At 60.0% G+C, this 19436-nt stretch carries 16 protein-coding genes; 10 read left to right on the forward strand and 6 right to left on the reverse strand.

The window, feature by feature from the left end:
- Positions 1–45: 45 nt before the first annotated feature.
- Both JL015_RS13390 and JL015_RS13395 read left to right on the forward strand, forming a co-directional pair.
- The gene (locus tag JL015_RS13390) at positions 46–1602 is read left to right on the forward strand and encodes an alkaline phosphatase D family protein (RefSeq protein WP_201018780.1); all 1557 of its coding nucleotides are present in this window, start codon (positions 46–48) and stop codon (positions 1600–1602) included.
- Positions 1603–1811: 209 nt separating this feature from the next.
- Positions 1812–2753 (forward strand): AEC family transporter, encoded by a 942-nt coding sequence (locus tag JL015_RS13395; RefSeq protein WP_201018781.1) that lies wholly within the window; start codon positions 1812–1814, stop codon positions 2751–2753.
- Here JL015_RS13395 and JL015_RS13400 read toward each other — a convergent pair.
- The 6 genes from JL015_RS13400 to gatC form a co-directional block, all read right to left on the reverse strand.
- Positions 2750–3133 carry a carboxymuconolactone decarboxylase family protein gene (locus JL015_RS13400; RefSeq protein ID WP_201005813.1) on the reverse strand — a complete coding sequence of 128 codons (384 nt, stop codon included), beginning with the start codon at positions 3131–3133 and terminating at the stop codon, positions 2750–2752. The two genes, JL015_RS13395 and JL015_RS13400, sit on opposite strands and share 4 nt — an antisense overlap.
- 16 nt (positions 3134–3149) lie before the next feature.
- Positions 3150–4181, reverse strand: a complete 1032-nt coding sequence (locus tag JL015_RS13405; protein ID WP_201018812.1) for a calcium/sodium antiporter — start codon at positions 4179–4181, stop codon at positions 3150–3152.
- A 53-nt stretch (positions 4182–4234) separates the two neighbouring features.
- Positions 4235–4603: a septal ring lytic transglycosylase RlpA family protein gene (locus tag JL015_RS13410; protein WP_201018782.1), complete on the reverse strand. Its 369-nt coding sequence runs from the start codon at positions 4601–4603 to the stop codon at positions 4235–4237.
- Between the two features lie 101 nt (positions 4604–4704).
- A complete protein-coding gene (gene gatB / locus JL015_RS13415; RefSeq protein ID WP_201005811.1) occupies positions 4705–6150 on the reverse strand; it encodes an Asp-tRNA(Asn)/Glu-tRNA(Gln) amidotransferase subunit GatB in 1446 nt (481 codons plus the stop codon).
- 12 nt (positions 6151–6162) lie between these two features.
- The gene (gene gatA, locus JL015_RS13420; RefSeq protein WP_201018783.1) at positions 6163–7614 is read right to left on the reverse strand and encodes an Asp-tRNA(Asn)/Glu-tRNA(Gln) amidotransferase subunit GatA; all 1452 of its coding nucleotides are present in this window, start codon (positions 7612–7614) and stop codon (positions 6163–6165) included.
- 14 nt (positions 7615–7628) lie between these two features.
- Complete coding sequence (gene gatC / locus JL015_RS13425; RefSeq protein WP_201005809.1) at positions 7629–7916, reverse strand: Asp-tRNA(Asn)/Glu-tRNA(Gln) amidotransferase subunit GatC; 288 nt, start codon at positions 7914–7916, stop codon at positions 7629–7631.
- Positions 7917–8124: 208 nt separating this feature from the next.
- Between gatC and mreB the strand changes: the two genes are divergently transcribed.
- The 8 genes from mreB to tldD all read left to right on the forward strand — a co-directional run bounded on the left by mreB (position 8125) and on the right by tldD (position 19390).
- Positions 8125–9162: a rod shape-determining protein MreB gene (gene mreB, locus JL015_RS13430; protein WP_002555108.1), complete on the forward strand. Its 1038-nt coding sequence runs from the start codon at positions 8125–8127 to the stop codon at positions 9160–9162.
- Between the two features lie 184 nt (positions 9163–9346).
- Entirely contained in the window at positions 9347–10468 is a 1122-nt protein-coding gene (gene mreC, locus JL015_RS13435) for a rod shape-determining protein MreC (RefSeq protein ID WP_201018813.1), read from the forward strand.
- Positions 10461–10952, forward strand: a complete 492-nt coding sequence (gene mreD, locus JL015_RS13440; RefSeq protein WP_201005807.1) for a rod shape-determining protein MreD — start codon at positions 10461–10463, stop codon at positions 10950–10952. Before mreC ends, mreD begins: the two co-directional genes overlap by 8 nt.
- Positions 10953–11015: 63 nt before the next feature.
- A complete protein-coding gene (locus JL015_RS13445; protein WP_201018784.1) occupies positions 11016–11615 on the forward strand; it encodes a Maf family protein in 600 nt (199 codons plus the stop codon).
- Complete coding sequence (gene rng, locus JL015_RS13450) at positions 11612–13069, forward strand: ribonuclease G (protein ID WP_201005803.1); 1458 nt, start codon at positions 11612–11614, stop codon at positions 13067–13069. The genes JL015_RS13445 and rng overlap by 4 nt, the downstream gene beginning before the upstream one ends.
- Positions 13070–13241: 172 nt before the next feature.
- Positions 13242–17057, forward strand: coding sequence for a YhdP family protein (locus JL015_RS13455; protein WP_201018785.1), 3816 nt, complete (start codon positions 13242–13244; stop codon positions 17055–17057).
- A gap of 45 nt (positions 17058–17102) precedes the next feature.
- Positions 17103–17948 (forward strand): carbon-nitrogen hydrolase family protein, encoded by an 846-nt coding sequence (locus JL015_RS13460; protein WP_201018786.1) that lies wholly within the window; start codon positions 17103–17105, stop codon positions 17946–17948.
- A 2-nt stretch (positions 17949–17950) separates the two neighbouring features.
- Positions 17951–19390, forward strand: coding sequence for a metalloprotease TldD (gene tldD / locus JL015_RS13465; protein ID WP_201018787.1), 1440 nt, complete (start codon positions 17951–17953; stop codon positions 19388–19390).
- The last annotated feature ends 46 nt before the right edge of the window (positions 19391–19436 follow it).

Here is a 19436-nt window from a genome sequence, read left to right on the forward strand (position 1 = left end):
TTCCCCTGCTAGGTTTCCCCTTTCCCATCTTGAAAGGGGTTAACCATGAGCCAGTTCGATCTCAAGCGTCGTCGTGTCATTCAGGCTGTTGGCGCAGGTTTCCTGTTGCCAGGTCTGGCCCCCGCAGTCATTGCCTCGGTGCAGGATCGCCCGAAGATGACCGACGGCGTGCAGTCCGGGGATCTGCTGGGGGATCGGGCGATGGTCTGGAGCCGCAGCGACCGGCCATCGCGCATGGTGGTGGAGTGGGACACCCGCAGCATGTTCACCAACCCGCGGCGGCTGGTGTCGGCGTTGGCCGATCAGCGTACCGACTTCACGGCTCGGGTCGAGTTGAGCGGCTTGCCTGTGGATCAGGCGATTTTCTACCGCGTTTATTTCGAGGATGCCCAGTCGGGTGTCGCCAGCGAACCCTGGTTCGGGCATTTGCGGAGCATGCCGCAACAACGCCGTGACATCCGTTTTGTGTGGAGTGGCGACACCGTCGGCCAAGGCTTCGGCATCAACCCGGACATTGGTGGCATGCGTATCTATGAAGCCATGCGCTTGCGTTTGCCTGACTTCTTTATCCACAGCGGCGACACCATTTACGCCGACGGTCCGATCCCGGAGCAGATCACGACCGAGGGCGGGCGCATCTGGCGCAACATCACCAGCGAAGCGAAAAGCAAGGTCGCAGAGACGCTGGACGAGTATCGCGGCAATTACCGCTACAACCTGATGGACGAAAACCTGCGCCGCTTCAATGCCGAGGTGCCGCAGATCTGGCAATGGGATGACCATGAGGTCACCAACAACTGGTCGCCCAGCAAACAGCTGGATGATCGTTACAAGGTCAAGGACATCCAGTTGCTGTCAGCTCGCGGGCGGCAGGCCTTTCTGGAGTACGCGCCCATGCGTTTGCAACAGGCCGATAACGGCGGTCGCATCTACCGAAAGATTCCTTACGGCCCGATGCTCGATGTGTTCGTGCTGGACATGCGCAGTTATCGCGATGGCAACGATGCGAACCTGGCAGGCAAGCCGGGGCCGACCACCGCTTTTCTGGGGCGTGAGCAACTGGACTGGCTCAAGCGCGAACTCAAGGCCTCCAATGCGCAATGGAAAGTCATCGCGGCAGACATGCCTATCGGTCTTGGTGTCCCGGATGGGGAAGTCAGCCCCGGTGTGGCACGTTGGGAAGCCATCGCCAACGGCAACGATGGCCCGGCCTCGGGGCGTGAGCTGGAAGTCGCCGAACTGCTTGCCTTTCTTCGTGCGCAAAAGGTCCGCGATTGCGTCTGGCTGACCGCCGATGTCCACTACTGCGCGGCGCACCACTATCAACCTGACCGCGCCGTGTTCCAGGATTTCGACCCGTTCTGGGAGTTCGTGGCCGGCCCGCTCAACGCCGGCAGCTTCGGCCCCAACCCGCTGGACAAGACCTTCGGCCCGGAACTGGTCTTCCAGAAAGCCCCGCCCGCACAGAACACCTCACCCTTTGCCGGCTTCCAGTTTTTCGGGGAAGTGAACATCGACGGCCAGACCGCAGAAATGACCGTGACCCTGAGAGATCTGGATGGTGTGTCGGTGTTTGAGCGCAAGTTGCAGCCTGTGGTTTAGTTTTTCGTTGTCCTGTGCTTTCGTGGGAGGGGCCTTGGCCGCGACGACTTGCTTACAGGCAACACATTTTCAGCGCCTGAAACATTGCTGTCGCGGCCAAGGCCCCTCCCACAATGTGCGTGGTAAGCCAGGAACTGAAATTCCTTGCAACACCTTTCCCCCTGCTGGCTTATGATGAGGTCACCTTACGACAGGACCGGGTCTGCGGCATGCTGGCTATTTTTCTTGAAACCCTGAACATTACCGCGCCTGTGTTTGCCATGTTGTTCCTGGGTGTGGTCCTCAAGCGTATCCATGCGATCAATGATGGTTTCATCGTTGTGGCGTCGAGCCTGGTGTTTAACGTCACCATGCCTGCTCTGCTGTTTCTGGGGATCATTCACGCCAATCTGAACGAGGCACTGCAACCCAAGCTGCTGGTTTTCTTCAGCCTCGCGACTCTGTTGAGCTTCGCAGCTACGTGGGGCTGGGCGATCTGGCGTTGCCCTCGGGAGGATCGGGGCGTTTACGTTCAAGGTGCGTTTCGCGGTAACAATGGTGTGGTGGGGCTGGCGCTGGCCGCCAGTATGTATGGCGCATACGGTATTTCGCTGGGTGCGATTCTCGCGGCCTTGGTCATTGTGTTCTACAACGCACTCTCGACCATCGTGCTGGCGGTCTACAGCCCGGTCATCAAGTCCGATCCGTGGAGTGTGTTCAAGAGTGTTTTGGCCAATCCACTGATCATCAGTGTCATCGTCGCTTCGCCTTTCGCCTATTTCAGCATCGGCCTGCCCAAGTGGCTGGAAACCTCCGGCAGCTATCTGGCGCAGATGACTCTGCCGCTGGCGCTGATCTGTATCGGTGGCACGCTGTCGCTGGCGTCCTTGCGCAAAAGCGGCGCGCTGGCGATCAGTGCAAGCATGGTGAAAATGGTCTGGCTGCCATTGATCTGCACTTTTGCAGCGTGGCTGGTGGGCTTTCGCGGTGCTGAGCTGGGGATTCTGTTCCTGTACTTCGGCAGCCCGACGGCGGCAGCCAGCTACATCATGGCTCGCACCGCCAATGGCAATTACGAGCTGGCCGCCGCGATTATCGTCATCACCACCCTGGCGGCGGCGGTGACGACCAATATCGGGATTTTCCTGTTGCAGTGGGGCGGCTGGATCTAGTCGGCTTTCTGATAGGCGTCTATCACTTCCTGTGCCGAGCGGAACGCTTCGATAGCGGCGGGCACCCCGGCATACACAGCGCAATGCAGCAGGGCTTCGCGAATTTCTTCCACGGTGCAGCCGTTGTTCAGGGCACCACGCACATGACCTTTGAGTTCCTGTGAGCACTTGAGCGCAGTCAGCGTCGCCAAGGTAATCAGGCTGCGGGTTTTCAGGTCCAGACCTTCGCGTTGCCAGACGCTACCCCAGGCGTGTTCGTTGACGAAATCCTGCAGTGGCTGACTGAACTCGGTGGCGTTGCCCAGCGCACGGTCGACGAATACATCGCCCATGACCTGACGCCGCATCTGTTCGCCCTTGCCGATTGTCTTGTCTGTCATGGCGTTTCCCCCTGGGTCAATGTTGGCGCCGCCAGGCCTTCACGATGCCGAAGGCAACCGCGGTGCCGAGCAGCGGCAGGATGAACTGGATCATCAGGTGTTCAAGCCTTTCAGCCAGCAGCATGCCGGTACTGAACGACACGATATGCAGCCCGTAGGTCAGATACAACGCCAACAGCAGCAGCCCCTCAAGGCGGGTGATGCGATAACCGGCGTAAAACAGCGGCAGGCAGAGCACGGCGACGCCGAGCATGATCGGCAGGTCGAAAACCAGCGCGTTGGGAGATATCGTCAATGGCACAGGCGAGATCAGGGCAGTCAGGCCCAGTACGCCCAGCAGGTTGAACAGGTTGCTGCCGATCACATTGCCCACTGCGATATCCCGCTCGCCGCGCAGTGCGGCGATCAGGGAAGTCATCAGGGCTGGCAGCGAGGTAACGATGGCGATCAGTGTCAGGCCGATGATGCGCTCGGACAGCCCCAGATTGATCGCGACCACCACCGCCGCATCCACCAGCAGATGGCCGCCAGACGCCAGCAACAGCAGGCCGCAGACCAGCAGGGCAATGCAAGTCAGTGAACGGGGTTTTTCGGTGCTGTGCGTATGGCCATGACGTGCGCCATGACTGGCCTGGCGCAGGACGATAACAAGACAGGCCAGCAGGGCACCCAACAGCAACACGCCATCGAACTTGCTGAACTCGCCATTCCAGGACAGACCGATGACCAGCAGGCTGGCCCCGATCATCAGCGGGATATCGATGCGCAAGACCTGGCGGGCGACCCGCAGCGGAATGATCAGGGCGCACAGCCCCAGCGTCACCAGCACATTGAAGATATTGCTGCCTATGACACTGCCTACGCCAATGTCGGTGCTGTCGGAAAACGCGGCTTGCAGGCTGACTGCCATCTGCGGCGCGCTACTGCCCAGGGCGACAACGGTCAGGCCGATGATCAGCGGGCGAATATTGAGGATGGAGGCCATGCGTACGGCGGCGCGTACTGACAGCTCGGCGCCGATCAGTAAAAGTAGAAGACCACTCACCAGCTGGATGAGTGCGGGGGCGGGAAGGTTCGATAGCTGGATAATTCCGGGTGTCCTCAGTCGAGGCTCTGGATGCGCACTGGCGCGGTTCCGCTGCGCAGCATGCCCAGTTGCTCGGCCGCTTCGCGGGATACATCGATCAGCCGCCCTCGAATGTGAGGACCACGATCGTTGATACGCAAGACAACGCTCTTGTCGTTGTCCAGATTGGTGACTTTGACGCGCGTGCCGAAAGGCAGCTCGCGATGAGCGGCGGTCAAGGCATTCTGATTGAAAGGTTCGCCACTGGCGGTACGTTTGCCGTGATGCCTGGCGCCGTAGTACGAGGCCCGGCCGGTTTCGTCGTAGCCGTGAGGATCGATGTCATGACTGGCGCAACCGGCCAGCAGTGTGAGCAGGGAGCAGGCAGTGAGAAGTCGGCGCATCGGTCAGATCCTGTGATGCCTGTTTAACCATGTAGGAGCGGATTCATCCGCGAAAGCCCGGAATAAGACTTTCGCGAATAAATTCGCTCCTACGGCTTGAGTTAGCCTTCGAGCTTGGCCTTCAGCAGTTCGTTCACTTGCTGCGGGTTGGCCTTGCCTTTGGAGGCTTTCATCGCCTGACCAACGAAGAAACCGAACATCTTGCCGCGCTTGGCTTCGTCTGCGGCGCGGTACTGTTCGACCTGCTCGGCATTGGCGGCGAGCATTTCGTCGAGCATCGATTCGATGGCACCGCTGTCGGTAACCTGCTTCAGGCCACGCTTCTCGATGACTTCGTCGGCGCTGCCTTCACCATTGGCCATGGCCTCGAACACCATCTTGGCGATCTTGCCGGAGATTGTGTTGTCCAGGATGCGCTTGAGCATGCCCCCCAGTTGCTCGGCGCTGACCGGCGACTCTTCGATTTCCAGGCCTTGCTTGTTCAGCAGGCTGCCCAGTTCGACCATGACCCAGTTGGCCGCCAGCTTGGCGTCGCCGCCGATGCTGACCACTTGCTCGAAGTAGTCGGCTTGCTCGCGGCTGGAAGCCAGCACGCTGGCATCGTAGGCCGACAGGCCGAACTGGCTCTGGAAGCGTTCGCGTTTCTGCGGTGGCAATTCCGGCAGGGTGGCGCGGGTTTCGTCGAGGAACGAGTCTTCGATGATGACCGGCAACAGGTCCGGATCGGGGAAGTAACGGTAGTCGTTGGCTTCCTCCTTGCTGCGCATGGCACGGGTTTCGTTGGTGTTCGGGTCGTACAGGCGAGTCTGCTGGATGACCTTGCCACCGTCTTCGATCAGGTCGATCTGGCGCTGGATCTCGCTGTTGATCGCCTTCTCGATGAAGCGGAACGAGTTGACGTTCTTGATCTCGCAGCGAGTACCGAATTCGGCCTGGCCCTTGGGGCGAACCGACACGTTGCAGTCGCAACGCAGCGAGCCTTCGGCCATGTTGCCGTCGCAGATGCCCAGGTAGCGAACCAGCGCATGGATTGCCTTGACGTAAGCCACGGCTTCCTTGGCGCTGCGCATGTCCGGTTCGGACACGATTTCCAGCAGCGGAGTACCGGCGCGGTTCAGGTCGATGCCGGTCATGCCGCTGTAGTCTTCGTGCAGGCTCTTGCCCGCATCTTCTTCCAGGTGAGCGCGGGTAATGCCGATGCGCTTGACCGTGCCGTCTTCAAGGGTGATGTCCATATGGCCCTTGCCGACGATCGGCAATTCCATCTGGCTGATCTGGTAACCCTTGGGCAGGTCCGGGTAGAAGTAGTTCTTGCGGGCGAACACGTTGTGCTGACCGATTTCGGCATTGACCGCCAGGCCGAACTTGACGGCCATGCGCACGGCTTCCTTGTTGAGCACCGGCAACACGCCCGGCATGCCCAGATCCACAAGGCTGGCCTGGGTGTTGGGCTCGGAGCCGAACGTGGTGGCGCTACCGGAGAAAATCTTCGATTGGGTCGAAAGCTGGGTGTGAATCTCCAGCCCGATGACGACTTCCCATTGCATATTAATTGCTCCTCAGAAGCCTTCAGGTGTGCGTGTGTGCCAGTCAGTGACTTGCTGATACTGATGGGCCACGTTCAGCAGACGGCCTTCCTGGAAATACGGCGCAAGCAATTGCACACCGACCGGCAGGCCGTCGACGAAACCTGCTGGCATGGACAAGCCCGGCAGACCCGCAAGGTTGGCGGTGATGGTGTAGAAGTCTTCCAGATATGCAGAGACCGGGTCGTTGTTCTTGGCACCGATCTTCCAGGCCGGGTTTGGCGTGGTCGGGCCGAGAATCACGTCGACTTCGGCGAAGGCGTTCATGAAGTCGTTCTTGATCAGGCGACGGATTTTCTGCGCTTGCAGGTAGTAGGCGTCGTAGTAGCCAGCCGAGAGCGCATAGGCACCGACCATGATGCGACGCTGTACTTCAGGGCCGAAGCCTTCGGCGCGGGAGCGCTTGTACAGATCGGTCAGGTCCTTGGGCTCTTCGCAGCGATAGCCGAAACGTACGCCGTCGAAGCGCGACAGGTTGGATGAAGCTTCTGCCGGAGCGATGACGTAATAGGCTGGAATCGCATGCAGGTTGTTCGGCAGGCTGATTTCCTTGACGATCGCGCCGAGCTTTTCCAGCTCCTTGACGCTTTCGTGTACCAGTTGCGCGATGCGTGGGTCGAGGCCGGCGCTGAAGTATTCCTTCGGCAAACCGACACGCAGGCCCTTGAGCGAGGTGTTGAGGCTGGCGGAGTAATCCGGCACAGGCTCATCGATACTGGTGGAATCCTGCGGATCGAAGCCGGCCATGCCTTGCAGCAGCAGGGCGCAGTCTTCGGCGGTGCGCGCCATTGGGCCTGCCTGATCGAGGCTGGAAGCGTAGGCGATCATGCCCCAGCGGGAAACACGGCCATAGGTCGGTTTCAGGCCGGTGAGGTTGGTCAGTGCAGCGGGCTGGCGAATCGAACCGCCGGTGTCGGTGCCGGTGGCAGCAGGCAGCAGGCGTGCAGCAACTGCCGCAGCCGAGCCGCCGGACGAACCGCCTGGTACGTGTTCCAGGGCCCAGGGGTTTTTCACCGCGCCGTAGTAGCTGGACTCGTTGGCCGAACCCATGGCGAATTCGTCCATGTTGGTCTTGCCAAGTGTCACGGTGCCCGCGGCCGCCAGTCGGGCAACCACGGTTGCGTCATACGGTGCCTTGAAGTTGTCGAGCATGCGCGAGGCGCAACTGGTGCGGATACCCTGGGTGCAGAACAGGTCTTTGTGTGCCAGAGGCGCGCCCAGCAAGGCGCCATTCTCACCGGCAGCGCGGCGTGCGTCTGCGGCCTGGGCCTGAGTGATGGCCAGGTCTTCGGTCAGGGTGATGAAGCTGTTGAGCTGAGGGTCGAGCTGCGCGATGCGCGCCAGCAGGACACGGGTCAGTTCTTCGGAAGAAAACTTTTTATCGGCGAGTCCGCGGGCGATCTCGGCCAGAGTCATTTGATGCATGCAGGCTCTTTCCCTTACTCGATGACTTTCGGAACCAGATAAAGCCCGTCCTGGACCGCTGGTGCGATGACTTGGTAAGTATCGCGACGATTGTGCTCTGTAACGGCGTCTTCGCGCAGGCGCTGGGAGGCTTCCAGCGGGTGAGCCAGCGGCTCGATGCCTGTGGTATCGACCGCTTGCATCTGATCGACCAGCCCAAGAATGCTGTTAAGTGCTTCGGTAGTACGCGGGATATCGGCGTCATCCAGGCCCAGTCGGGCCAGATGGGCGATCTTTTCCACGTCGGAGCGTTCAAGCGCCATGGGGTATCTCCAGTGGAATGCTGACGAATCGGGTCTGTCAGCAAATTGCGGAACACCACCGCGTTTGTGCGGTCTTAAAGCCGCAAACGTCGGGGGGCGTGTTCAGAAAACCGCCAATTTAACATATTGGCTCCTTGCCCAAAATCCCTGTCGTTGTTAGAGTTTGCCGCACTTTTTTACCCACGCGTTCCCTAGGGTCCCATATCCCATGTTCAAGAAACTGCGTGGCATGTTTTCCAGTGATCTTTCCATCGACCTGGGCACTGCCAACACCCTTATTTACGTGCGTGAGCGCGGTATCGTTCTGAATGAACCCTCTGTTGTTGCCATTCGTACCCACGGCAACCAGAAAAGTGTCGTGGCTGTCGGTACCGAAGCCAAACGTATGCTGGGCCGTACTCCAGGCAACATCGCAGCCATTCGTCCGATGAAAGACGGCGTTATTGCCGACTTCAGCGTCTGCGAGAAGATGCTTCAGTATTTCATCAACAAGGTTCATGAAAACAGCTTTCTGCAGCCCAGCCCTCGTGTGCTGATCTGCGTGCCGTGCAAGTCCACTCAGGTCGAGCGTCGCGCAATCCGCGAATCGGCTCTGGGCGCTGGTGCCCGTGAAGTATTCCTGATCGAAGAGCCAATGGCCGCTGCCATCGGTGCCGGTCTGCCGGTCGAAGAAGCCCGTGGCTCGATGGTCGTCGATATCGGTGGTGGTACCACTGAAATCGCCCTGATCTCGCTCAACGGTGTTGTCTATGCCGAATCCGTTCGTGTCGGCGGCGACCGTTTCGACGAAGCGATCATCACTTACGTGCGTCGCAACTACGGCAGCCTGATCGGTGAATCCACCGCAGAGCGCATCAAGCAGGAAATCGGTACAGCCTATCCAGGCGGCGAAGTCCGTGAAGTCGACGTGCGCGGCCGTAATCTGGCCGAAGGCGTTCCACGTGCCTTCACCCTGAACTCCAACGAAGTGCTCGAAGCCCTTCAGGAGTCTCTGGCAACTATCGTTCAGGCTGTCAAAAGTGCTCTGGAGCAATCTCCGCCGGAGCTGGCTTCCGATATCGCCGAACGTGGTCTGGTGCTGACCGGTGGCGGCGCGCTGCTGCGTGACCTGGACAAACTGCTGGCTCAGGAAACCGGTTTGCCGGTCATCGTTGCCGAAGACCCGCTGACCTGTGTGGCGCGTGGTGGTGGTCGTGCGCTGGAAATGATGGATAAGCACACCATGGACCTGCTCTCCAGCGAGTAATTCGCCGGGGCGCTGTTCATAGGGGTCTTTTGTATGCAGGTAGCGCTTGTGCTACCTGTATGCGTTAGGCTGACGCCGAAACAAGGTGCCTATTTCTTTCATCTGTCCAGGCCGGTTCCATACCGCATGAATAACAGCCAATTGAAGCTCGATCCTTTGATCGCATGCCCGGGAGGAGCGGCCTATTAAACCGCTTTTCGCAAAAGGCCCATCGCTGGGCGTACGTCTGCTGGTGCTGGTCGTGCTGTCGGTCGCGCTGATGGTGGTGGACGCACGCTTCTCGCTGCTCAAGCCCGTGCGCAGTCAGATGTCGCTGGTCTTGATGCAGGCCTACTGGATCGTCGATCTGCCGCAACGCATGTTTCAGGGGGTTGCCAGCCAGTTCGGCAGCCGTACCGAGCTGATCGCCGAAAATGAAAAACTCAAGACCGAAACCCTGCTCCTGCAAGGTCGCCTGCAAAAGCTGGCGGCACTGACCGAGCAGAACGTTCGCCTGCGTGAGTTGCTCAACTCCTCGGCGCTGGTCAACGAGAAGGTCGAGGTCGCCGAACTGATCGGCATGGACCCCAACCCCTTCACTCACCGCATCATCATCAACAAGGGCGAGCGCGATGGCGTTGTCCTTGGCCAGCCGGTGCTCGATGCCCGTGGTCTGATGGGGCAGGTGGTCGAATTGATGCCTTACACCTCGCGTGTCCTGCTGCTGACGGACACCACCCACAGCATTCCCGTGCAGGTCAACCGCAACGGCCTGCGAGCCATCGCCAGCGGCACCGGCAACCCGGAGCGTCTGGAACTGCGGCATGTGGCGGATACCGCAGACATCAAGGAAGGTGATCTGTTGGTCAGTTCCGGCCTGGGGCAGCGTTTCCCGGCGGGCTATCCGGTGGCGACGGTCAAGGAGGTCATTCATGACTCCGGGCAGCCATTTGCCATTGTTCGCGCCGTTCCCACTGCGGCCTTGAATCGCAGCCGTTACCTGCTGCTGGTGTTCTCCGATGGCCGTTCGCCGGAAGAGCGTGCCGCCGATGCGGCTCAGGCGCAGGAATCTCTTGAGAAAGGCATCGAGCCGACAGTGGCACCAACGATCCCGCCGCTGTCACCTGCTTTCCCGATGGTGCCGGTACCAGCGATTCCGTCGTTCCCGACCAGCACCAGCCACGCCAGGCCTGCCGCCCACGGTACTTCGGCTCCGGCCGCAGCCCCGGCGACTCAGCAGGCACCGGCACGCCCTGCCGCAAGACCCGCTACGTCTCAGCCCCCGGCGTCTACACCTTCCAACACTCGGGAGCGAATCTATGGTTAGTCATGTCTCCGGGCGCAATGGCTGGGTTGTCTGGCTCACGTTCGCCATTGGTCTGCTGCTGAGCATTTCGCCTCTGCCGCAGTTCATGGAAATCTTTCGCCCGCTGTGGCTGGCGTTGCTCCTGAGCTTCTGGGTCCTGGCTCTGCCACAAAAGGTCGGCATGACCACTGCCTGGCTGCTGGGCCTGATGGAAGATGTGCTATACGGCAATTATCTGGGGCAGAACGCCTTGATCCTGACGCTGATCGCGTTTCTGGTCATGTCTTTGCAGCAACGTCTGCGCATGTTCCCCATGTGGCAGCAATGCCTTGTGCTGCTGGTGGTCTTTGGTCTGGCACAGCTTGCCCAGTTGTGGATCAGCGCCTTGAACGGCAATCGCCAGCCAACGCTGGCTCTTGTCCTGCCCGCATTGGTCAGCGCCTTGTTGTGGCCATGGGTGAGTTATGGGTTACGTGGGTTGCGCAAGCGTTTGAAAATCAACTAAGCGCAGCCTGAGCGCAGACCTGCGTCGTGCTGCGCTCATCGTCACAGACACGGAGATGTCCTTATGCCCTTGCTTTATCTGGCTTCTGGCTCACCGCGCCGCCGTGAACTGCTCACTCAGATCGGTGTGCCTTTCACTGCGCTGAGTGCGCAAATCGACGAAACCCCTCTGATCGATGAAGCCCCGACGGCCTATGTCGAGCGTCTGGCGCTTGGCAAGGCCAAAGCCGGTCTGGCGTTGCTGGACGATGAAGCAGCTTGTGTCCTGGGTGCCGACACCGCCGTAGTGCTCGACGGCCGCATTCTCGGTAAACCAGTCGATGAAGCCGATGCCTTGGCAATGCTGACCGCGCTGTCCGGGCGTGAGCATCAAGTGCTGACGGCCATTGCGCTGGTCAGTCATCAGCGCAGCGAGGCCCGTGTCGTGGCCAGTCGCGTGCGCTTTCGTCCTGTTCAACCCCTTGAAATCCAGGCCTATTGGGCCAGTGGCGAGCCGCAGGACAAGGCGGGCAGTTATGCTATTCAAGGCCTGGCAGCGATCTTCGTCGAAGAGCTGCATGGCAGCTATTCTGGAGTTGTTGGGCTACCTCTGTGCGAAACCGCAGAACTGCTGGGCAGTTTCGGCATACCCTGTTGGCAATGCCTGGAAGGTGAAAAGCCATGAGTGAAGAGATTCTGATCAATATCACCCCGATGGAGTCGCGGGTGGCAGTGGTGGAAAACGGTGTTCTGCAGGAGGTCCATGTCGAGCGGACCCAGCGTCGGGGCATCGTCGGCAATATCTACAAAGGCAAGGTCGTGCGGGTGTTGCCCGGCATGCAGGCCGCGTTCATCGATATCGGGCTGGATCGCGCCGCTTTCATTCATGCGTCGGAAATTTCCATGCGTGAAGGCCCGGCTGTGGAAACCATCAGCTCTCTGGTCCATGAAGGCCAGAGTCTGGTCGTGCAGGTCACCAAGGACCCGATTGGCAGCAAGGGCGCACGCCTGACGACTCAACTGTCGATTCCGTCGCGTTATCTGGTGTACATGCCACGCACGGCCCATGTGGGCATTTCCCTGAAGATCGAAGACGAGGGCGAGCGCGAACGGCTGAAGAAAGTCGTCAGCGATTGCGTGGCGCTGGAAGGCATCAAGGAAGCGGGCGGTTTTATCCTGCGCACCGCTGCCGAAGGTGCAGGTGCCGACGAGATCCTCATGGACATTCGTTACCTGCGCCGGTTGTGGGACCAGATCGGCGAGCAGATCAAGACCATCAGCCCGCCCAACGTGATTTATGAAGACCTCGGCCTGGCGCTGCGTACACTGCGCGATCTGGTCAGCCCGCGTATCGAGAAGATTCGCATCGACTCCCGGGAAACCTTCCAGAAAACCACGCAGTTCGTGGCCGAACTGATGCCGGAAATTGCCGATCGCCTGGAGCATTACCCCGGCGAGCGCCCGATCTTTGACCTGTACGGTGTGGAAGACGAAATCCAGAAGGCCCTGGAGCGCAAGGTGCCGCTCAAGTCGGGTGGCTATCTGGTGGTCGATCCGGCCGAGGCAATGAGCACCATCGACGTCAATACCGGTGCGTTCGTCGGCCATCGCAACCTGGAAGAAACCATCTTCAAGACCAACCTGGAAGCTGCGACGGCCATTGCGAGGCAACTGCGCCTGCGCAATCTGGGCGGCATCATCATCATCGACTTCATCGATATGGAGGATGGCGAGCATCAGCGCCAGGTCCTGCGCACTCTGGAAAAACAGCTGGAGCGCGACCATGCCAAGACCAACATCATCGGGATCACCGAGTTGGGGCTGGTGCAGATGACCCGCAAGCGTACCCGTGAAAGCCTTGAGCAAGTGCTGTGCGAGCCTTGCCACTGCTGCCAGGGGCGCGGCAAGCTCAAGACGCCGGAAACCATCTGTTACGAGATTTTCCGCGAAATCCTGCGTGAGGCCCGGGCCTATCAGGCGCTGGGCTATCGTGTATTGGCCAACCAGCGGGTTGTGGACCGGCTGCTCGATGAAGAGTCGGGTAATGTGGCTGAACTGGAGAGCTTTATCGGACGCACCATTCGTTTTCAGGTAGAAACCATGTATTCGCAGGAACAATATGACGTGGTGCTGCTCTGAAGTTGCTCGCTTTGTAAAAGCCTGATGCACAGGCCGGCGAGCCGTAAGCCCTTATAACGAGAATGATGCGTGGTAAATGAGCAAAACCTGTACCGGGCCGCACCTGCACTATTGAGCCAGGTTCATTTCAGCAAGGCTGACTGGCGAACTTTATTGCGGAGGGCCTTCTGATATGGAGCGTCTGTTCCGTTTCTTTTCTGCCCTGACTCGCTGGGGGCTTGGTCTTTGCGCGCTGGCGCTGATTCTGGCTGCCTTGTATGTCAGCCTCGGGCGTCAACTGATGCCGATGGTTGCCGAGTATCGGGTCGATGTCGAAACCCGTGCCAGTGCTGCGCTTGGCATGCCGTTGAGCGTCGGGAGTCTGGAAGGAAGCTGGAGCGGTTTTTCTCCGGTGCTGGTTGCTCGTGATGTGATGGTTGGCGAGGGCGCCAGTGCCTTGCGTCTGGATCAGGTCAAGGTCTTGCCCGATATCTGGGGCAGCCTGAAATCCCGGGGTGTGCGTATCGCGCATCTTGAGGTCGGCGGCCTGCAGGTCATTCTCAAGCAGGACAAGGACGGTGCCTGGGCAGTCCAGGGCTTGCCGGTGCAGGACAACGCGCCACTCGATCCCGAAAAAATGCTCAACCAGATGCAGATCGTGTCGCGCCTGTCGTTGCTCGACAGTCAGGTGACACTGCAACCTTTCAATGAGTCGCCGCTGACCCTCACCTATGTCAGCTTCAGCCTGATGACCGGCAGTTATCATCAGCGTCTTGATGCGCGCATGACCCTGCCGGACGGCCAGCCGCTGAGTTTGAACCTGCGCTCGCGTATCCAGGCCAGCCAGTGGAAGGACGGCGAAGCCGACCTGTATCTGAGCCTGCCACAGAGCGACTGGGCCAAATGGCTGCCCAAGGCTCTGACTCGTGAATGGAAGGTTTCCACGCTCAAGGCGGGTGGCGAGTTCTGGTTGACTTGGGGCAAGGGCACGGTCCAGAGCGCTGTCGCACGACTCAATGCGCCGCAGGTCAAGACGGGATACGCCGAGCGCAAGCCTGCGACTGTCGACAATCTGGCCCTCAATGCCTGGTTCCAGCGCAGCGAGACGGGCTTCGATCTGACTCTGGATTCGCTGGCCATGAGCCTGGGCAAGGATCGCTGGGAAAGTCGTCTGAAACTGACCCGGACGGCTGCCACATCTGATCGCGAAGAGCTTTGGCATGTTCAGGCCGACAAGCTGGACCTGACGCCCGTCACGCCGCTGCTCGACTCCGTTGCGCCACTTCCAGAAGGTTTCAGGACGGTACTCAACAACCTCAAGGCGACTGGCGGCCTGCGCAATGTTCTGCTCGATTACCGGCCTCAGGAAACGGGCGACAAGCGTCTGAGCTTTGCCGCCAATCTGGACAAGGTGGGTTTCAACGCTTACCACGGCGCTCCGGCAGCCGGAAACGTCAGTGGCGCCATCAGTGGTGATCTGGGGCAGGGTGAACTGCGTCTGGCCACCGATGACTTCATGTTGCATCTGGACCCGATCTTCAAGAATCCCTGGCACTACCTCAAGGCCAATGCTCGTCTGACCTGGAAGCTGGATGATCAGGGCTTCACCCTGATTGCTCCTTACATCAAGGTCCTGGGCGAAGAAGGCAAGATTGCGGCTGACTTCCTGATCCGCCTGCACTTCAACCATGATCAGGAAGATTACATGGACCTGCGGGTCGGCATGGTCGATGGCGACGGTCGCTATACCGGCAAGTACCTGCCTGCCATATTGAGCCCGGAGCTGGATAAATGGCTGCGCACTGCGGTTGTCGGGGGAGCGGTCAATCAGGGTTTCTTCCAGTATCAGGGGTCGCTGAACAAGAACTCGCCGGATACCGCCCGGGTCATCAGCCTGTTTTTCGATGTGCATGACGCCACGCTGGCATTCCAGCCGGGCTGGCCATCGCTCAAGGGCGTGGATGGCAAGGTGTATGTCGAAAACAGCGGCGTGCGTGTCAAGGCCAGCAAAGGACAATTGCTCGATACTCAAGTCAGCAATGTGCTGGTGAATATTCCCCATGTCCCGGCCGGGCAGCCAAGCCATCTGTTGGTGGATGGCGAGTTTGCCGGCACTGTGGCCGATGGGATGAAGATTCTTCAGGAGGCGCCCATCGGCACCGGCAGTACATTTGCTGGCTGGCAGGGCGAAGGGCCGCTCAAGGGCAAGTTGAAACTGGATATTCCGCTGGTCAAGGACGGTGAGCCGAAGGTCGCCGTGGATTTCAGTACCGAGGGCGCGCGCTTGAAGATCGCCGATCCGGTGCTGGAGCTTACCCAGCTCAAAGGTGATTTCCGCTTCGACAGTGCCAAGGGCGTCAGCGGCAAGGGGATTCGTGCCCAGGCCTTCGATCGTCCGGTGACGGCGGAGGTCGTTGCAGAAGGCAAGCCGGGCGCCAACGTGACCCGTGTCGTTGCCAGCGGGCAGGTCACGCTGAAAAAACTGACCGAATGGCTGGGGATCAGCCAGCCGTTGCCTGTATCGGGCGATTTACCTTATCAACTGCAACTGACCCTCAATGAGGGCGATAGCTCTTTGCTCATCAACTCCGGGCTCAAAGGTGTGACGGTCGATCTGCCGGCTCCCTTCGGCAAGGCCAGTGAAGAAGAGCGTGCCAGTGAGTTCCGCATGACACTTCAGGGCGCCGAGCGGCGTTTCGGGGCGTCCTATGGCGGGCTGGCGAATCTGGCTTTTGCCGCTCCAGGCGGCAAGTTGGCAGACGGACGAGGTGAGCTGTTTCTGGGGCAGGGGAGCGCCATTGTTCCCGATGCCAAGGGCTTGCGCCTGCGTGGCAACCTGTCTGAGCTGGATGTCGCGCCCTGGCAGGCCATTGCTCAGCGCTATTCGGGCAACGATCCGGGCGGTAGTGCCAGGCAGTTGCTCAGTGGTGTGGACTTGCAGGTCGGCAAGCTGACTGCAATGGGCATGACGCTGGATCAGGTTCGTGTGCAGTTGCAGCGTAATGCGAGCGCATGGGCGCTTTCGCTGGACAGCGGGCTGGTCAAGGGCTCGGCCACGCTGCCGGATAGCAAGGCCGTTCCGATTGGTATTGACCTGCTGTATGTACGCTTGCCTGCTCCCGATCCGAACGCTGCCGTGGTCGAAAATCCGCCCGACCCACTGGCTGATGTCGACCCGAGCAAGATCCCGGCGACGGATATCAAGATTGCCCAGCTGTATCAGGGCGAGCAATTGCTGGGAAGCTGGGCCTTGAAGATCAGGCCTTCGGCAACCGGGATTCGCTTGTCCGACATGAATCTGGAACTCAAGGGGCTGTTGCTGAAGGGCGATGGCAGTTGGGAAGGCGCGCCGGGAGCGAGCAGCAGTTGGTTCAAAGGTCAGCTCAGTGGCAAGAATCTGGCTGACGTCCTGAAAGCCTGGGGTTTTGCACCCACGGTCACCAGTGAAAGTTTCGAGATGGACGCCGATGGGCGCTGGCCGGGCTCGCCTGCCTGGGTCGGGCTCAAGCGTTTCTCTGGCAGCCTCGATGCTACGCTGCGCCAGGGGCAGTTCGTGGAAGTGGAGGGTGGTGCGCAGGCCTTGCGGGTCTTCGGTCTGCTGAACTTCAACTCGATCGGCCGTCGCCTGCGGCTGGACTTCTCCGACCTGCTGGGCAAAGGCCTGAGTTACGACCGGGTCAAAGGGCTGCTGGTGGCCAGTGATGGTGTTTATGTCACACGCAACCCCATTACCTTGACCGGCCCGTCGAGCAACCTTGAGCTCAACGGTACGCTGGATATGGTGCGTGACCGCGTCGATGCCAAACTGCTGGTCACCCTGCCGGTCACCAATAATCTGCCGATTGCCGCGCTGATTGTCGGTGCCCCGGCCATTGGTGGCGCGCTGTTTCTGGTAGACAAGTTATTGGGTGATCGCGTTGCGCGTTTTGCCAGCGTGCAGTACAAGGTCGAAGGGCCATGGAAAGAGCCGAAGATCACGTTCGACAAGCCTTTTGAAAAACCTCAATAGCGCGTCATGGAGTACAGTGACGACAGGCCATGTAAGGGAAGTGCCATGTCTTTTGCCGTGATTCAGATGGTCAGCCAGAGCGACGTTCTCGGCAATCTTGCCCAGGCTCGCAGGCTGCTGGAGCAAGCTGCCGAGAGCGGGGCGCGCCTTGCGGTGTTGCCCGAGAACTTTGCCGCCATGGGGCGTCGTGACGTTGCCGATATCGGTCGCGCCGAGGCCCGTGGGCAAGGTCCGATCCTGCCGTGGTTGAAACTGGCTGCCCGTGACCTCAAGTTATGGATTGTTGCCGGAACATTGCCATTGCCGCCCAATGATCGGCCCGATGGCAAGGTCACGGCCTGTTCGTTGCTGGTGGACGAGCAGGGCGAGCAGGTCGCTCGCTATGACAAGCTGCATTTGTTCGATGTCGACGTCGCTGATAATCGCGGTCGCTATCGTGAATCGGATGACTATGCTCATGGGAACAATGTGGTTGTTGCCGACACACCCGTAGGCCGATTGGGCTTGAGTGTCTGTTACGACCTGCGTTTCCCGGAGCTTTACACCGCCCTGCGCGAAGCCGGGGCTGAATTGATTACCGCGCCGTCGGCCTTCACGGCAGTGACCGGCGCGGCGCATTGGGAGGTTCTGGTCAGGGCGCGTGCCATCGAAACCCAGTGTTATCTGCTGGCGGCCGCGCAAGGCGGAATTCATCCGGGGCCTCGCGAAACCTACGGGCACGCGGCTATCGTCGATCCATGGGGTCGTGTGCTGGGCCGGCAGGAACAGGGTGAAGCTGTGCTGCTGGCCGAACGAGACAGTGAAGAACAGGCGTCCATACGGGCGCGGATGCCGGTGTCCAGTCACCGGCGCTTTATTTCGCAGGACGCCGTGCGGCCTGCTTCGGAGTGAATATGAGTGGCTTGTCCTCTGTCAGCGAACATCTTCTGGCGCCCGGTGGCTTGACTCTGGACAGCCTGCAATCGGTTCTGGGCGAGCTGGCCGGACCTGGAATCGATGCGGCTGACCTTTATTTTCAGGGGATGATCTCGGAGTCCTGGTCTCTGGAGGACGGCATCGTCAAGGAAGGCAGCTTCAACCTCGATCAGGGGGTTGGCGTGCGTGCGCAATCGGGTGAGAAAACCGGTTTTGCCTACAGCAATGCAATCACGCTGGAAGCCTTGAACACTGCGGCCCGTGCCGCTCGCTCCATTTCCCGTGCGGGCCAGAATGGCCGGGTTCAGGCATTCACCTCCCAGGATGTGACCCAGTTGTATGCACCGGATAACCCGCTCGAAGTGCTGACCCGTGCCGAGAAGGTCGAACTGCTCAAGAGCGTTGACGTTGCCACCCGCGCTCTGGACCCACGTATCCAGAAGGTTTCGGTGAGCATGTCCGGGGTCTGGGAGCGCATTCTGGTGGCTGCCGCCGACGGCACGCTGGCCTCCGATGTCCGGCCGCTGGTGCGTTTCAATGTCAGCGTCATCGTCGAACAGAACGGTCGCCGCGAACGCGGCGGTCATGGTGGCGGCGGGCGTACCGACTACCATTATTTCCTCTCTGAAGACCGTGCCATGGGCTATGCCCGTGAAGCGTTGCGTCAGGCGCTGGTGAACCTTGAAGCGATTCCGGCGCCAGCGGGCACCTTGCCTGTGGTGCTGGGTTCCGGCTGGTCCGGTGTATTGCTGCACGAAGCGGTCGGGCATGGCCTGGAAGGCGACTTCAACCGCAAGGGCAGTTCGGCCTACAGCGGTCGGATCGGTGAAAGGGTTGCTTCCAGCCTTTGCACTATCGTCGATGACGGTACGCTGGCCGGGCGTCGCGGCTCGCTGAGCGTGGACGACGAAGGTACTCCGACCGAATGCACGACCCTGATCGAGAACGGGGTTCTCAAGGGCTACATGCAGGACAAGCTCAATGCGCGCCTGATGGGTGTGGGCCGCACGGGCAACGGTCGTCGTGAGTCCTATGCACATCTGCCGATGCCACGGATGACCAACACCTACATGCTGGGTGGCGAGAGTGATCCGCAGGAAATCATCGCGTCGGTGAAGAAGGGTATTTATTGCGCCAACCTGGGCGGTGGTCAGGTCGACATCACCAGCGGCAAGTTCGTGTTCTCCACCAGCGAAGCCTATCTGATCGAAGACGGCAAGATCACTGCGCCGGTCAAGGGCGCGACCCTGATCGGCAACGGCCCGGAAGCCATGAGCCGGGTGTCGATGGTCGGTAACGATCTGTCGCTCGACAGCGGTGTGGGCGTGTGTGGCAAGGATGGACAGTCGGTGCCGGTAGGCGTCGGTCAGCCAACCCTGAAGATTGATGCAATCACTGTGGGTGGCACAGGCGGTTGAGGGTGAGCGGGGCTGGCCGCTTGCGATCAGCCCCGGTCGTTCGTGA

Source organism: Pseudomonas cichorii, assembly GCF_015471405.1.
Classification (GTDB): Bacteria; Pseudomonadota; Gammaproteobacteria; order Pseudomonadales; family Pseudomonadaceae; genus Aquipseudomonas; species Aquipseudomonas serbiensis.

Bases quoted from the DNA above. Each gene is read 5' to 3' on its own strand.
- rng (WP_201005803.1), top strand. From the start codon at position 11,612: ATGAGTGAAGAGATTCTGATCAATATCACCCCGATGGAGTCGCGGGTG.
- gatB (WP_201005811.1), bottom strand. From the start codon at position 6,150: ATGCAATGGGAAGTCGTCATCGGGCTGGAGATTCACACCCAGCTTTCG.
- mreB (WP_002555108.1), top strand. From the start codon at position 8,125: ATGTTCAAGAAACTGCGTGGCATGTTTTCCAGTGATCTTTCCATCGAC.
- tldD (WP_201018787.1), top strand. From the start codon at position 17,951: ATGAGTGGCTTGTCCTCTGTCAGCGAACATCTTCTGGCGCCCGGTGGC.
- gatC (WP_201005809.1), bottom strand. From the start codon at position 7,916: ATGGCGCTTGAACGCTCCGACGTGGAAAAGATCGCCCATCTGGCCCGA.
- JL015_RS13445 (WP_201018784.1), top strand. From the start codon at position 11,016: ATGCCCTTGCTTTATCTGGCTTCTGGCTCACCGCGCCGCCGTGAACTG.
- JL015_RS13400 (WP_201005813.1), bottom strand. From the start codon at position 3,133: ATGACAGACAAGACAATCGGCAAGGGCGAACAGATGCGGCGTCAGGTC.
- JL015_RS13390 (WP_201018780.1), top strand. From the start codon at position 46: ATGAGCCAGTTCGATCTCAAGCGTCGTCGTGTCATTCAGGCTGTTGGC.
- mreD (WP_201005807.1), top strand. From the start codon at position 10,461: ATGGTTAGTCATGTCTCCGGGCGCAATGGCTGGGTTGTCTGGCTCACG.
- JL015_RS13455 (WP_201018785.1), top strand. From the start codon at position 13,242: ATGGAGCGTCTGTTCCGTTTCTTTTCTGCCCTGACTCGCTGGGGGCTT.
- JL015_RS13460 (WP_201018786.1), top strand. From the start codon at position 17,103: ATGTCTTTTGCCGTGATTCAGATGGTCAGCCAGAGCGACGTTCTCGGC.
- gatA (WP_201018783.1), bottom strand. From the start codon at position 7,614: ATGCATCAAATGACTCTGGCCGAGATCGCCCGCGGACTCGCCGATAAA.
- JL015_RS13395 (WP_201018781.1), top strand. From the start codon at position 1,812: ATGCTGGCTATTTTTCTTGAAACCCTGAACATTACCGCGCCTGTGTTT.
- JL015_RS13410 (WP_201018782.1), bottom strand. From the start codon at position 4,603: ATGCGCCGACTTCTCACTGCCTGCTCCCTGCTCACACTGCTGGCCGGT.